The organism is Nocardioides sp. S5-5, from assembly GCF_054954065.1.
Window position 1 is genome coordinate 1497618 of the sequence record NZ_CP199913.1, and the last position, 13721, is coordinate 1511338.

Here is a 13721-nt window from a genome sequence, read left to right on the forward strand (position 1 = left end):
GAGGATCCGCAGTGTGCCGTAGACCCAGACGTTGAACCAGAAGGAGCCCGGTGGTGTACGCGATCGTGCGCGCAGGCGCGAAGCAGGAGAAGGTCGCTGTCGGCGACGTCATCGAGATCGACAAGGTCTCCACCCCGGTCGGCGACACCCTGACCCTGCCGGTCGTGCTCGCCGTCGACGGCGACAAGGTGACGGCCACCGGTCTCGACAAGGCGGCCGTGACGGTCGAGGTCCTCGGCGCCACCAAGGGCCCGAAGATCATCATCCAGAAGTACAAGAACAAGACCGGCTACAAGAAGCGCCAGGGCCACCGCCAGAAGTACACCCAGGTCAAGGTCACCGACATCAAGCTCTGACCCCGGTCAGCACGACACCCCAAGGACTGAAACATGGCACACAAGAAGGGCGCGGCGTCCACCAAGAACGGCCGCGACTCGAACGCCCAGCGCCTCGGCGTGAAGCGCTTCGGCGGCCAGGTCGTCAACGCCGGCGAGATCATCGTCCGCCAGCGCGGCACCCACTTCCACCCGGGCTCCGGCGTGGGCCGCGGCGGCGACGACACGCTGTTCGCGCTGATCCCCGGTGCGGTGGAGTTCGGCAAGAGGCGCGGCCGCAAGGTCGTCAACATCGTCCCGGGTGAGTGAGCGACGCTCACTCCGACCTGAGGCTTCGAAGGGCGTCCCGGTGAGGGGCGCCCTTCGTCCATTTCCTACTGAAAGACTGATCCCATGGCCGTGCCCACCTTCGTCGACCGCGTGGTCCTGTCCGTGTCCGCCGGTCGCGGCGGCAACGGCGTCGCGTCCGTGCATCGCGAGAAGTTCAAGCCGCTCGGCGGCCCCGACGGTGGCAACGGCGGTCCGGGCGGCTCGGTCATCCTGCGCGTCGACCCCGACGTCACCACGCTGCTCGACTACCACCACAGCCCGCGCCGCAAGGCCGAGCACGGTGGACACGGGGCGGGCGACCGTCGCAACGGCTCCCACGGCGCCGACCTGGTGCTCGCCGTACCCGCCGGCACGGTCGTCAAGCAGCGCAACGGCGAGATGGTCGCCGACCTGGTGACGCCCGGTGCCGAACTGGTGGTCGCCCAGGGCGGCCGCGGCGGCCTCGGCAACGCCGCGCTGGCCTCCAAGACCCGCAAGGCGCCCGGGTTCGCGCTGCTCGGCGAGCCGGGCGACGAGGTCGAGGTGGTGCTCGAGCTCAAGGTGGTGGCCGACGTCGGCCTGGTGGGCTACCCCAGCGCCGGGAAGTCCAGCCTGATCGCCGCGATCTCGCGGGCCCGGCCCAAGATCGCCGACTACCCGTTCACCACGCTGGTCCCCAACCTCGGCGTGGTCACCGCGGGCGAGACCGTGTTCACGGTCGCCGACGTGCCCGGCCTGATCGAGGGCGCGGCCGAGGGACGCGGCCTGGGCCACGACTTCCTGCGCCACATCGAGCGCTGCGCCGCGATAGTCCATGTCCTCGACACCGCCACCCTCGAGCCGGGCCGCAACCCGCTCGACGACCTCGACGTGATCGAGGACGAGCTGCGCCGGTACGGCGGGCTGGACGACCGCCCGCGCCTGGTCGCGCTCAACAAGGTCGACGTGCCCGACGGTCGCGGCATCGCCGAGCTGGTCGTCGAGGAGCTGCGCGAGCGCGGCCTGCGGGTCTTCGAGATCTCCGCGGTGTCGGGCGAGGGCACCCGGGAGCTGGTCTACGCGATGGCCGAGATCGTGCTCGAGGCCCGGCGGGCCAAGGCGACCGAGATCCCGGCGCGGATCGTCGTACGCCCCAAGGCGGTCGACGACGACGGCTTCACCGTCAAGCGGACCGGTGTCGGATGGCGGGTGCGCGGCGCGAAGCCCGAGCGCTGGGTGCGCCAGACCGACTTCAGCAACGACGAGGCGGTCGGCTACCTCGCCGACCGGCTCAACCGGCTGGGTGTCGAGACCAAGCTGGTCCAGCTCGGGGCCGAGGAGGGCGACGCCGTCCTCATCGGGCCCACCGACGACGCGGTGGTCTTCGACTTCAAGCCCGGCATCGACGCGGGCGCCGAGAACCTGTCTCGCCGCGGCGAGGACGACCGGTTCCACGCGGATCGGCCCGCCGCCGCCCGCCGCCGCGAGATCCAGGAGCAGATGGACGACCGGGCCGAGGGCGAGACCCGGGCCGACGTGGCGCGCCGCATCGACCAGCCCGATGTCTACGGGCCGAGCTCCTTCGAGATCGGCTCCGAGGACGACCCCGACGCGAAGCCGGCGCCGAGCTTCGACGACGACTGGCTCGAGGACGACCCCGGTGAGTGAGCGCGCCCTGGTGACCGGGGCGCGACGGATCGTGGTCAAGGTCGGCTCGTCCTCCCTGACGACCGCCGCCGGCGGCATCGCCCCGGAGCGGATGAGCGCCCTGGTCGACGTCCTCGCCGCCGCCCGCGCGCGGGGCGCCGAGGTGGTCCTGGTGTCCTCGGGCGCGATCGCGGCCGGGCTCGCGCCGCTCGGCCTGAAGCGGCGCCCGCGCGGCCTCGCGGCGCAGCAGGCTGCGGCCAGTGTCGGCCAGGGCCTGCTCGTCCACCGCTACACCGAGGAGCTGGCCCGCCACGGCCTGATCGCCGGGCAGGTGCTGCTCACTCTCGACGACGTCACCCGCCGCTCCCACTACCGCAACGCACACCAGACGTTCGCGCAGCTCCTCGAGCTCGGCGTGATCCCGATCGTCAACGAGAACGACACGGTCGCGACCACCGAGATCCGGTTCGGAGACAACGACCGGCTGGCGGCCCTGGTCGCCCACCTGGTCCACGCCGACCTGCTGGTGCTGCTCTCCGACGTCGACGGCCTGTACGACGGTCCGCCGTCGCGTCCCGGCGCACGGCTGATCTCCGACGTGCGTGGGGCGGGTGACCTCGCCGACGTGGTCGTCGGCTCGGTGGGCGCGGCCGGCGTCGGCACCGGCGGCATGGTGACCAAGGTCGACGCCGCCGCGATCGCCACCGGCTCCGGCATCCCGGTCGTGCTGACCTCGGCCGACTGCGCGGGGGAGGCGCTGGCGGGGAAGCAGGTCGGGACCTTGTTCCACCCCACCGGCAAGCGCCGGCCCACGCGGCTGCTGTGGCTGCGTCACGCCACCGAGGCCAAGGGCGCGCTGGTCCTCGACGCGGGCGCCGTGCGCGCGGTCGTCGAGCGCCGTGCGTCCCTCCTGGCGGCAGGCGTCACGGGAGCGCAGGGCGACTTCAGCGCCGGCGACCCGGTCGACCTGCTCGGACCCGACGGCGCCGTCGTGGCCCGCGGCCTGGTCAACTTCGACGCGGCCGAGGTCCCCCACCTGCTCGGTCGCTCGTCGAAGGAGCTCAAGCGCGAGCTGGGTGCGGCGTACGAGCGCGAGATCGTCCACCGCGACGACCTCGTCGTGCTCACATGAACACCGCGCGAACACTGCTCTGAGCGTCTTCCGCCCGGTGCCGGAGGGCTCCAGGGTTGCGGCGTGTCCCCTGAGTTCATCGTGCTCGCGCTGGTGGTGACCAACGCCGTCGTACGGATCCTCGGGGCCGGTCTGCCGGCGCTCTTCGCGGTCGGCATCCGCTCCCTCGCGTGGGGGACCGGCGGCGACGCGGAGGTCAGCCACGCCGCACCGCACCCGGTCGGCCGGGTGGTCGCGGGCCTGTGCTTCGCGATGGTGCTCGCCGCCGTGGCGCTGGGCATCACCGTCTCGACCGACATCTAGGTCGACCTAGCCCCCGATCGCCTTGAGTGCCCGCCGCACCACCGCGTCGGGCGCCAGCGCCGACAGCCGGTGGACCACGGCGGGGGCCTCGACCAGGAGAGCGGCCGAGCGGGAGGCGCGCACCACCCGCTCCGCGGTACGCCGGCGCCGGGCCGCGAAGGTCGCGAACGCGGTCGCCGCAGGCTCGGCGGCCAGCAGCGACGCGAGCAGCGCGGCGTCGACCAGCGCCTGGCCACCGCCCTGGCCGAGGTGCGGGCGCATCGGGTGCGCGGCATCGCCGAGGACGACGACCGGGCCGTCGGTCCAACGGCGGAGCCGGTCGCGGTCCAGGACGTCGGTGCGGCTGACCGTCACCGGGTCGGTGCCGGCCAGCACTCGGGCCACCGGGTCCGGCCAGCCGTGGAACGCACGGGCCAGGTGGGCGAGCTCGTCGACCGCCGTGCCGTCGGCGGGCTCGCGGACGGTGGCGAACCAGGAGGCCAGGCCGTCGCCCAGCGGCACCACGCCGAGCTCCTGGCGGTCACCCCACAGCTGCCCGGGCGCCAGCCCCGGCGCGGTGGTCAGGCCGCGCCAGGCCGGGTAGCCGGCGTACCGCTCGCGCAGGTCGGGCTGCAGGGTCCGCGCCACCCGCGACCGGAAGCCGTCGGCGCCGACCAGGGCGGTGGCGTCCAGCGGGCCCGCGGCCGTCTCGACCCGCACCCCCGAGCCGGTACGCCGATAGCCGGTGACCGCGCAGCCGAAGGTGACGCTGTCCGGTGCCAGGCCGGCGTACAGGATCTCGACCAGCACCCCACGGCGGATGGCGAGCAGCGGCAGGTCGAGTGAGCGGATGGTCCGCCCGGAACGGGTCCGGACCGTGCCGGGCCCGACGGGATGGCCGGCGGCGCGGACGGCGCCGCCGACGCCCACCCGGTCCAGCGCGGCCAGGGCGGCCGGCCAGAGGGTGATCGCGCCGCCGGCGCTGCCGAGGGCCGGGCGCTCGTCGAGCAGCCGGCACGACCAGGCCGACCCGGCGTGGCGCAGTCCGGCCGCGAGGGCGAGACCGGCGATGCCGGCTCCGGCGATCACCAGCTCGTCGCTCACGCGGCCACGGTAGCGACCGGACTGGGCTCAGTCGCCGACCGCGTCGATCCCGCGCCGCACGATCAGCGGGTCGGGTGCGCCGACGACGCCGGCGTCCTTGTCGTCGTACTCGAACTGGGAGAGGAAGTGGCGCATCGCGTTGATCCGGGCGCGCTTCTTGTCGTTGGACTTGACCGTCGTCCACGGCACCACCTCGGTGTCGGTGCGGCGGAACATCGCCTCCTTGGCCTCGGTGTAGGCCTGCCACCTGTCGAGGGACTCGAGGTCCATGGGGGAGAGCTTCCACTGCCGCACCGGGTCGACCTGGCGGATGATGAAGCGGGTGCGCTGCTCGGACCGGGTCACCGAGAACCAGTACTTGGTGAGGGTGATGCCGGACTCGACGAGCATCTCCTCGAAGGAGGGCACGTGCCTCATGAAGGTCTCGTACTCGTCGGCGGAGCAGAAGCCCATCACCCGCTCCACGACGGCGCGGTTGTACCAGCTGCGGTCGAACAGGGCCATCTCGCCGGCAGTCGGGAGGTGCTGCACGTAGCGCTGGAAATACCACTGCCCCGCCTCGCGGTCGCTGGGCTTGGTGAGCGCGACCACACGGGCGTAGCGCGGGTTGAGGTGCTCCATGAACCGCTTGATGGTGCCGCCCTTGCCGGCGGCGTCGCGGCCCTCGAAGACCAGCACGTGCTTGGACCCGTTGGCCTTGGCCCAGGCCTGGAACTTCAGCAGCTCGACCTGCAGGAGGTACTTCTGCTCGTCGTACTCCTCGCGGGGGAGACGCTCGTCGTAGGGGTAGTTCTCCCGCCAGGTGTCGACCGCCCGGCCGACGGGGTCGATGAGCACCGGGTCGTCGTCGTGGTCCTCCCCGATCCGGTGGCCGTCGATCCCCAGTCGGTCGATGTAAGCGCGTACGTCCTCGAGCACGGTGGCACGCTAGAGGGCATCCGTGAACGGGGGGTGACGACGAGGTGCCCTGCCGGGTTGCCCGCCCTTGTGGGGGGCGCCGTAACCTTGGAGACGCCATGAACGACGCCCGCACGGTCTACCTCGACCACGCCGCGACGACGCCGATGACCGACGTCGCGGTGGAGGCGATGACCGCCCACCTGCGCGAGGTCGGCAACGCCAGCTCGCTGCACGCGTCCGGGCGGCGGGCGCGCCGGGTCGTGGAGGAGTCGCGGGAGACCGTGGCACAGGCTCTCGGGTGTCGCCCGGGCGAGGTGGTCTTCACCTCCGGCGGCACCGAGGCCGACAACCTCGCGGTCAAGGGGCTCTACTGGTCGCGTCGCGACGCCGACCCCCGGCACACCCGGATCCTGGCGACCGCGGTCGAGCATCATGCCGTCCTCGACGCGCTGGCCTGGCTCGAGGAGCACGAGGGAGCCGTCGTCGAGCTGCTGCCCGTCGACGAGGCCGGCCGCCTCGACGTCGAGGCGCTGCGTGCGGCCGTCGAGCGCGAGCCGGAGTCGGTCGCCCTGGTCACGGTGATGTGGGCCAACAACGAGGTCGGCACCCTCCAGCCCATCGACGACGTCGTGGCCATCGCCCGGCCCCACGCCATCCCCGTCCACACCGACGCCGTGCAGGCGGTCGGCGCCGTCCCCGTCGACTTCGCCACCTCCGGCGTCGACGCGCTGTCGCTGTCGGGCCACAAGGTCGGCGGTCCGCAGGGCGTGGGCGCGCTGGTCGTGCGCCGCGAGGTCGAGCTGGCGGCGCTGGTCCACGGCGGCGGCCAGGAGCGCGACGTGCGCAGCGGCACGCTCGACGTCCCGGCGATCGCCGGGTTCGCCGCCGCCGTCGAGCTCGCGGTCAAGCAGCAGAGCGAGCACGCCGGCCGCCTCACCGGCCTGCGCGACGACCTCGTCGCCGCCGTACGACGGGCGGTGCCGGACGCCGTCCTCAACGGCGACCCGGTCGACCGGCTCCCCGGCAACGCCCACCTGAGCTTCCCCGGCTGCGAGGGCGACTCGCTGCTCATGCTGCTCGACGCCCGCGGCATCGAGTGCTCGACCGGCTCGGCCTGCTCGGCCGGCGTGCCGCAGCCCTCGCACGTGCTGCTGGCGATGGGCCGCAGCAGCGACGGCGCCCGCAGCTCGCTGCGGTTCAGCCTGGGCCACACCAGCACCGTCGCCGACGTCGAGGCCGTCGGCGACGCGATCGCGGCCTGCGTCGAGCGGGCCCGCGCGGCCCGAGCCTGAGCCGGGGACCGCGAGATGAGAGTCGTCGCCGCCATGTCGGGGGGAGTGGACTCCGCCGTGGCCGCCGCGCGCGCCGCGGAGGCGGGCCACGAGGTCACCGGGATCCACCTGGCGCTGTCGCGCAACCCGAGGTCGTACCGCACCGGCGCCCGCGGCTGCTGCACCATCGAGGACGCCAACGACGCCCGTCGCGCGGCCGACGTGATCGGCATCCCGTTCTACGTCTGGGACCTCTCCGACCGGTTCCACACCGACGTGGTCGAGGACTTCATGGACACCTATGCGGCGGGGCAGACCCCCAACCCGTGCCTGCGCTGCAACGAGAGGATCAAGTTCGCCGCGGTCCTCGACAAGGCGCTGGCGCTGGGCTTCGACGCCGTCGCGACCGGCCACTACGCCACCGTCCGGACGTCGTCCGACGGCGCGATCGAGCTGCACCGCGCGGTCGACGCCGCCAAGGACCAGTCGTACGTGCTCGGCGTGCTCGACGAGCAGCAGCTGCGGCACTCGCTGTTCCCCCTCGGCGACACCCCGAAGCCGCAGGTGCGGACCGAGGCGGCCGCACGCGGGCTGCTGGTCGCCGACAAGCCCGACAGCCACGACATCTGCTTCGTCGCCGACGGCGACAGCACCGGCTGGCTGCGCGAGAAGCTCGGCGACCGCGCGCCCAACCAGGGCGGCGAGATCGTCGACGAGGCGACGGGCGCGGTCCTCGGCGAGCACACCGGCACCTACGGGTTCACCATCGGCCAGCGCAAGGGGCTGCGGCTCGGGCATCCCGCGCCCGATGGGCGGCCGCGCTACGTCCTCGACATCGAGCCGATCTCCGGCACGGTCACGGTCGGCCCGCGCGAGCGGCTCGCCGTCGACCGGGTCGAGGGTGACCGGGTGCGCTGGTGCGGCCGGCCGCTGGAGATGGGCACCGTGCTCGACGGGCCGGGCGTGACCGTCCAGCTCCGCGCCCACGGCGCCGAGCACCGTGCCGTGGTCCGGGTCGGTGCGGACACGCTGGAGGTCGAGCTGATCGACCACGCGTCCGGCATCGCGCCCGGCCAGGCCGTGGTCGTGTACGACGGCACCCGCGTCGTCGGCTCGGCCACGATCACCCTCGCGGCGCGGGTGCCCGCGTGAGGGCCACCGGGATCGGCTCGTTCCCGGGGGACTCCCAGCGGGACTTCGACGAGGCGCTGGCGCTCGTTCTCGGTGAGCTCGGCCCCGACGGCGGCATCCCGTTCCTGCCGGAGGTGCCCGGTCGCGGGGCGATCGCCGAGATGACCGGCCGCACCCTCGGCCTCCTGGGCGAGCTCGATGCCGACCTGCAGCCGGCCGGCTGGCGGCTCACCGGGACCTCCGGGGCACCGTCGATCGACCAGCGCCGGGCCCGGAGCCTGCTCGCCCAGGACCTCGACACCTTCGAGGAGCGCTGCGCCGACCTCACCGGTCCGGTGAAGGTCCAGGTGACCGGGCCGTGGACCCTGGCCGCCACCGTCGAGCGCCCGCGTGGCGACCGGCTGCTCGCCGACCACGGCGCGCGCCGCGAGCTGGCGCAGGCGCTCGCCGTCGCCGTGGCCGACCACCTGGCCGACGTACGCCGCCGGCTGCCGGAGGCCGCCGAGCTGATCCTCCAGGTCGACGAGCCGGCGCTGCCGGTGGTGCTCGCGGGCGGCGTACCGACGGCGTCGGGGTTCGGCAGGCACCGCACCGTCCATCCGCCGGAGGCGAGCGAGGCGCTGGAGTGGGTGCTGGGCGCGGCGGTGACGGCCGGTGCGACCCCGTGGGTGCATTGCTGCGCGCCGGACGTGCCCATCGGGCTGCTCCGCGGTGCCGGCGCGCGCGGTGTGCTGGTCGATCTCGACCTGCTCGACGCCGACGCGCACGACGCGGCCGCCGAGGCGCTGGAGGCGGGCGACACCGTCGGGCTCGGCATCGTCCCGGCCACCGGCTCACCGCCCGGTGACAAGGTGCTCGTGGAGCGGGTGCTGCGCTGGCTCGACATGCTCGGTCTCGACCCGGAGCAGGTCGGTGGCGGGCTGGTGGCCTCGCCGACCTGTGGACTCGCCGCCAGCACCCCCGCGGGTGCTCGCCACGCGCTGGAGCTGGTCCGGGCGGTTGCGAGGTCCGTGTCAGGCTGAGCGGGTGATCAGCACGCGGGGCTTCCTGCTCAAGAGCCTGGCCGTCGCTCTGGTCTGACTCGCCGACCCGGCGCAAACCGGCTCCCGAAAACGCGCCGACCCGGCGCAAAAGTGACACTTTTGCGCCGGGTCGGCGAGATGCGAGAGTCAGCCGACGTGGACGCCCTCGGGCGCGTCGCCGGCGAGCTCGGTGTGCTTGACGTTGAGCAGCAGCCACACGATCAGCGAGGCGGTCCAGATCATGAACGCGCCGACGAAGAAGGCATGGGTGGCGCCGTCGGCGAAGGCCAATCCGCCGTTGCGCGGGTCGGCCGGGTTGGCCGCCATCAGGTCGCCCAGCTTCGAGGTGGTGAAGTGGGCCGCGACGGCAGACAGGGTGGCCAGGCCGAGCGCGCCGCCGACCTGCTGCATGGTGTTGAGGACACCCGAGCCGATGCCGGCGTCCTGGGTGCGTACGCCGTGGACGGCCACCAGCGTCATCGAGACGAAGGTGAGGCCCATGCCGAAGGACATCAGGACGACGAACGGCGCGATGTCGGTCCAGTAGCTCTCGGAGCCGAACTCGAGGCGGGAGAACCCGAAGAGCGCGGCGCCCGCGAACAGGGTGCCGGTGCCGGCGATGAAGCGCGGGTCCATCCTCGCGATCAGCTTGGAGGCCAGGGTCGCGCCGAACACCATGCCCACGCAGAACGGCAGGAACGCGAAGCCGGTCTTCAGCGGCGAGTAGCCCATGATGTTCTGGACGTACAGCGAGAGGAAGAAGAACATCGCGAACATCGCGGCCGGGGTGATCATCATCGACACGAAGGCGACGGCGCGGGTGCGGCTGGCGAAGATCGCCAGCGGCATCAGCGGGTGCTTCACCCGGGTCTCGGCGATGACGAAGGCGATCAGCGCGAGCACGCCGAGGGCCATCGCGGTGAGCGCGAGCGGGTCGCCCCAGCCATAGCTGGTGCCGTGGGGGTTGAGCGCCGAGACGGTGTCGGGGTCGACGTTGCTGGTGCGGGTGATGCCGAAGACCAGGGCGAGCAGGCCGCCGGTGCCGAGCACGGCGCCGGGCAGGTCGAGTGTGCCGGCGTGGTGGTCGGTGTCGGGCAGCAGCCTCGGGGCGAAGTACGCCGCGGCCAGGCCGATCGGGACGTTGATCAGGAAGGTCAGCCGCCAGCCCCAGTTCGGGTCGAGGTCGGTGAGCCAGCCACCGAGGATCAGGCCGATCGCGGCGCCGATGCCGGACATCATGGCGAACACGGAGAACGCCCGGTTGCGGGCGGGACCGGCCGGGAAGGTCGTGGTGATCAGCGCCAGCGCGGTCGGCGAGGCGAGCGCGGCGCCGAGGCCCTGGAGGCCTCGCGAGCCGAGCAGCATGGCCTCGTCCTGGGCGATGCCGCCGAGGGCGGAGGCGATCGCGAAGATCGTGACGCCGACCATGAAGATGCGACGCCGGCCGTACAGGTCGCCGAGGCGACCGCCGAGCAGCAGCAGGCCACCGAAGGCCAGGGCGTAGCCGGTCACGATCCACGACAGGTTGGAGGCGTCGATCTTGAGGTCGTCGCCGATGTAGGGCAGGGCGATGTTGGCGATGGTGCTGTCGAGCACCACCATCAGCTGCGCGATGCAGATGAGGACGAGTGCCCAGCCGAGATGCTTCCCGGCGGGGGCGACCTGCTCCTTCTCGGGCAGGTCGGAGGCGGTCATTTCGGCCACAGGGATTCCTTGGATGTGAGGAGTTGTGTGTGAGAGCGGTCAGCCGCGGGTGGAGGCCGGGAGGATGACCTGGTCGACGACGCGGGCGATCAGGTCGGGGGTCGGCGGGTCGCCGAGGAGGAAGCCGCGGTGCAGCACGATGCCGGGCAGCGCCGCGGTGAGGATGTCCAGGTCGATGTCGTCGCGGAGCTCGCCCCGGTGGCCGGCCCGCTCGTAGACCTCTCGGGCGACCGCGACCTTGGGGGCGATGAACCGCTCCCGGAACGCCGTGGCGAACTCCGGGTCACGGCCGATGGCGGTGACCACGCTGCCGAGGATCGCGGTCTGGTGCTCGTCGGTGAGCCCGCCGTGTCCGCAGAACATCGCGAGCAGGTCGCCGCGCAGGCTGCCGGTGTCCGCGGGGACCTCCGGCGCCGACTTCTGCGACATGAGGGCGTCGATGACCAGGGCGGCCTTGCCCTCCCAGCGACGGTAGAGCGTGGCCTTGGACGCCTTGGCCCGCGTGGCCACGGCGTCCATGGTGAGCCGGTCGTAGCCCACCTCGACGAGCACGGCCAGCGCGGCGTCGAGGATCTCCTGTTCGCGGTCCCCCTCGACCCGGGGTCGGGCCGGCGCCTCACGACGGCTGCGACGGGGGACCATGGATGAAACGGTACGGTTTCGTTTCAAGTCTGGCAACTGTGATGCCGCCCACGCTCGCCGGGGCGCCGACGCGCCTGCTGTCGGAGGGACGCGGAAGAATGCCCTCATGACCGACGCCGCCGACCTCCCCGTCGACCTCCCCGTCGTCCCCCCCGAGGCCCGCGAGGAGCACGCCCGGCTCGTCGAGGAGGTCGAGGAGGCGCGCTGGCGGTACTACGTCCTCGACCAACCGACCCTGTCCGACGCCGACTTCGACCAGCGGATGCGGCGCCTGGAGGAGCTCGAGGAGGAGTACGCCGAGCTGCGCACCCCGGACTCGCCGACCCAGAAGGTCGGCGGTGCCGTCGCGACCGACTTCACCGCCGTCGACCACCTGCAGCGCATGGAGAGCCTCGACAACGCCTTCTCGTTCGAGGAGCTCCGCGCCTGGCACGCCCGGCTCGGCCGTGACGGCGTCGAGGCACCCGCGCTGCTGTGCGAGCTCAAGGTCGACGGACTGGCGATCAACCTGCTCTACGAGCAGGGACGCCTGGTCCGGGCGCTGACCCGCGGCGACGGCCGTACCGGCGAGGACGTCACTCCCAACGTGAAGACCATCGCGGCCGTGCCCCACCGGCTCACCGGCACCGACGAGTTCCCGGTGCCCGCGCTGGTCGAGGTGCGCGGCGAGGTGTTCTTGCCCGTCGCGGCCTTCGACGCGCTCAACGTCTCGATGACCGAGGCCGGCAAGCCGGCCTTCGCCAACCCGCGCAATGCGGCGGCGGGCTCGCTGCGCCAGAAGGACCCGCGGGTCACCGCCTCCCGCGCGCTCGGCATGGTCTGCCACGGCATCGGCGCCCGCGACGGCTTCGAGCCCCGGGCCCAGTCGCAGGCCTACGAGGCGCTGGGCGCCTGGGGGCTGCCGGTCTCCGAGCAGGTGCGGGTGCTGCCCACGCTCGCCGACGTCCAGGGCTACGTCGAGAACGCCGGGGAGAACCGCCACACGATCGTGCCCTACGAGATCGACGGGGTCGTCGTGAAGGTCGACGACGTCACCCTGCAGCGCCGGCTGGGCTCCACGAGCCGCGCGCCGCGGTGGGCGATCGCCTACAAGTACCCACCCGAGGAGGTCAACACCAAGCTCCTCGACATCGCCGTGAACGTCGGCCGCACGGGCCGCGTGACGCCGTACGGAGTCATGGAGCCCACCAAGGTCGCCGGCTCCACGGTCGAGAACGCCACGCTGCACAACTTCCACGAGGTCGAGCGCAAGGACGTGCGCCCCGGCGACACCGTGATCCTGCGCAAGGCCGGCGACGTGATCCCCGAGATCCTCGGACCGGTGCTGCCGCTGCGGCCCGAGGGCCTGCCGTCGTGGGTCGCGCCGACGACCTGTCCCGCCTGCGGCACCGAGCTGGTCGAGCAGAAGGAGGGCGACAAGGACCGCCGCTGTCCGAACCATGAGAAGTGCCCGGGCCAGGTGCGCGAGCGGGTGTTCTTCGTGGCCGGCCGCAGCGCCTTCGACATCGAGGGCCTGGGCTACGAGGCCGCGGTGGCGCTGCTCGACGCGGGCGTGATCACCAACGAGGGCGACGTCTTCGACCTCAGCGCCGACCAGCTGCGAGCCACCGACCTGTTCACCCGTGCCCCCAAGAAGGACGAGGACGGACCCCAGCTCTCCGCCAACGGCGAGAAGCTGCTCGCCAACCTCGACGCCCGCAAGCAGGTCCCGCTCTGGCGGGTCATCGTCGCCCTCTCGATCCGGCACACCGGGCCCAGCGCCTCGCGCGCACTGGCCCAGGAGTTCGGCTCGATGGAGGCCATCCGCGCGGCTACCGAGGAGCAGCTCGCAGCGGCCGAGGGGGTCGGGCCGACCATCGCGGCTGCCGTGATCGAGTGGTTCCAGGTGCCGTGGCACGTCGAGATCGTCGAGAAGTGGAGCGCCGCCGGCGTCGCCATGGCCGACGAGCGCGACGAGTCCGTCGAGCGCACCCTCGAGGGCCTGACCGTGGTGGTCACCGGCTCGCTGGTCGACTTCTCGCGCGACTCGGCCAAGGAGGCGATCCTGTCCCGTGGCGGCAAGGCCGCGGGCTCGGTGTCGAAGAAGACCGACTTCGTGGTCATCGGCGAGAACGCCGGCTCCAAGGCGGAGAAGGCCGAGCAGCTCGGCGTACCCATCCTCGACGAGGAGGGATTCAAGAGGCTGTTGGCCGAGGGGCCGCACGAGACGGCGGCCGCGGATGACGGGGCGGAGGATGACGGGGCGGAGGACTGACGCACCGTC

13 protein-coding genes are annotated in these 13721 nt (G+C 72.7%); 9 read left to right on the plus strand and 4 right to left on the minus strand.

The genetic code is table 11. From position 1 onward, the window contains the following. Window positions 1–53 precede the first annotated feature (53 nt). The 5 genes from rplU (at window position 54) to ACUP6Y_RS07080 (ending at window position 3705) form a co-directional block, all read left to right on the plus strand. A complete protein-coding gene (rplU, locus tag ACUP6Y_RS07060) occupies window positions 54–356 on the plus strand; it encodes a 50S ribosomal protein L21 (RefSeq protein WP_141799750.1) in 303 nt (100 codons plus the stop codon). A 33-nt stretch (window positions 357–389) separates the two neighbouring features. Further along, window positions 390–644 carry a 50S ribosomal protein L27 gene (gene rpmA / locus ACUP6Y_RS07065; RefSeq protein WP_462555050.1) on the plus strand — a complete coding sequence of 85 codons (255 nt, stop codon included), beginning with the start codon at window positions 390–392 and terminating at the stop codon, window positions 642–644. A gap of 84 nt (window positions 645–728) precedes the next feature. Next, window positions 729–2291 (plus strand): GTPase ObgE, encoded by a 1563-nt coding sequence (gene obgE / locus ACUP6Y_RS07070; RefSeq protein ID WP_462555051.1) that lies wholly within the window; start codon window positions 729–731, stop codon window positions 2289–2291. Continuing rightward, a complete protein-coding gene (proB, locus tag ACUP6Y_RS07075) occupies window positions 2284–3402 on the plus strand; it encodes a glutamate 5-kinase (protein ID WP_462555053.1) in 1119 nt (372 codons plus the stop codon). Before obgE ends, proB begins: the two co-directional genes overlap by 8 nt. A gap of 63 nt (window positions 3403–3465) precedes the next feature. Continuing rightward, window positions 3466–3705 carry a hypothetical protein gene (locus ACUP6Y_RS07080; protein WP_462555054.1) on the plus strand — a complete coding sequence of 80 codons (240 nt, stop codon included), beginning with the start codon at window positions 3466–3468 and terminating at the stop codon, window positions 3703–3705. A 6-nt stretch (window positions 3706–3711) separates the two neighbouring features. On the opposite strand, the gene ACUP6Y_RS07085 is transcribed toward ACUP6Y_RS07080, so the two are convergent. Together ACUP6Y_RS07085 and ppk2 are read right to left on the minus strand one after the other, a co-directional pair. Next, window positions 3712–4788 (minus strand): FAD-dependent monooxygenase, encoded by a 1077-nt coding sequence (locus ACUP6Y_RS07085; RefSeq protein ID WP_462555055.1) that lies wholly within the window; start codon window positions 4786–4788, stop codon window positions 3712–3714. Window positions 4789–4815: 27 nt separating this feature from the next. Then, window positions 4816–5706 carry a polyphosphate kinase 2 gene (gene ppk2, locus ACUP6Y_RS07090; protein ID WP_462555056.1) on the minus strand — a complete coding sequence of 297 codons (891 nt, stop codon included), beginning with the start codon at window positions 5704–5706 and terminating at the stop codon, window positions 4816–4818. Between the two features lie 98 nt (window positions 5707–5804). On the opposite strand from ppk2, the gene ACUP6Y_RS07095 reads away from it, so the two are divergent. Genes ACUP6Y_RS07095 through ACUP6Y_RS07105 form a run of 3 tightly spaced genes read left to right on the plus strand, consistent with a single transcriptional unit; the run spans window position 5805 to window position 9112 of the window. Beyond that, on the plus strand, window positions 5805–6980 hold the full coding sequence (locus ACUP6Y_RS07095; RefSeq protein ID WP_462555058.1) for a cysteine desulfurase family protein: 1176 nt from the start codon (window positions 5805–5807) through the stop codon (window positions 6978–6980). A 15-nt stretch (window positions 6981–6995) separates the two neighbouring features. Continuing rightward, window positions 6996–8111 (plus strand): tRNA 2-thiouridine(34) synthase MnmA, encoded by a 1116-nt coding sequence (gene mnmA / locus ACUP6Y_RS07100; protein ID WP_462555059.1) that lies wholly within the window; start codon window positions 6996–6998, stop codon window positions 8109–8111. Beyond that, the gene (locus ACUP6Y_RS07105) at window positions 8108–9112 is read left to right on the plus strand and encodes a uroporphyrinogen decarboxylase/cobalamine-independent methonine synthase family protein (RefSeq protein WP_462555060.1); all 1005 of its coding nucleotides are present in this window, start codon (window positions 8108–8110) and stop codon (window positions 9110–9112) included. The genes mnmA and ACUP6Y_RS07105 overlap by 4 nt, the downstream gene beginning before the upstream one ends. A 147-nt stretch (window positions 9113–9259) precedes the next feature. On the opposite strand, the gene ACUP6Y_RS07110 is transcribed toward ACUP6Y_RS07105, so the two are convergent. Beyond that, the gene (locus ACUP6Y_RS07110) at window positions 9260–10807 is read right to left on the minus strand and encodes an MFS transporter (RefSeq protein WP_462556647.1); all 1548 of its coding nucleotides are present in this window, start codon (window positions 10805–10807) and stop codon (window positions 9260–9262) included. 48 nt (window positions 10808–10855) lie between these two features. Next, window positions 10856–11458, minus strand: a complete 603-nt coding sequence (locus tag ACUP6Y_RS07115) for a TetR/AcrR family transcriptional regulator (RefSeq protein WP_462555061.1) — start codon at window positions 11456–11458, stop codon at window positions 10856–10858. A 106-nt stretch (window positions 11459–11564) separates the two neighbouring features. Here ACUP6Y_RS07115 and ligA point away from each other — a divergent pair, with 106 nt between their 5' ends. Next, window positions 11565–13712, plus strand: coding sequence for an NAD-dependent DNA ligase LigA (ligA, locus tag ACUP6Y_RS07120; RefSeq protein WP_462555063.1), 2148 nt, complete (start codon window positions 11565–11567; stop codon window positions 13710–13712). The last annotated feature ends 9 nt before the right edge of the window (window positions 13713–13721 follow it).

Bases quoted from the DNA above. Each gene is read 5' to 3' on its own strand.
- rpmA (WP_462555050.1), top strand. From the start codon at position 390: ATGGCACACAAGAAGGGCGCGGCGTCCACCAAGAACGGCCGCGACTCG.
- obgE (WP_462555051.1), top strand. From the start codon at position 729: ATGGCCGTGCCCACCTTCGTCGACCGCGTGGTCCTGTCCGTGTCCGCC.
- ACUP6Y_RS07095 (WP_462555058.1), top strand. From the start codon at position 5,805: ATGAACGACGCCCGCACGGTCTACCTCGACCACGCCGCGACGACGCCG.
- mnmA (WP_462555059.1), top strand. From the start codon at position 6,996: ATGAGAGTCGTCGCCGCCATGTCGGGGGGAGTGGACTCCGCCGTGGCC.
- ACUP6Y_RS07110 (WP_462556647.1), bottom strand. From the start codon at position 10,807: ATGACCGCCTCCGACCTGCCCGAGAAGGAGCAGGTCGCCCCCGCCGGG.
- ACUP6Y_RS07115 (WP_462555061.1), bottom strand. From the start codon at position 11,458: ATGGTCCCCCGTCGCAGCCGTCGTGAGGCGCCGGCCCGACCCCGGGTC.
- ligA (WP_462555063.1), top strand. From the start codon at position 11,565: ATGACCGACGCCGCCGACCTCCCCGTCGACCTCCCCGTCGTCCCCCCC.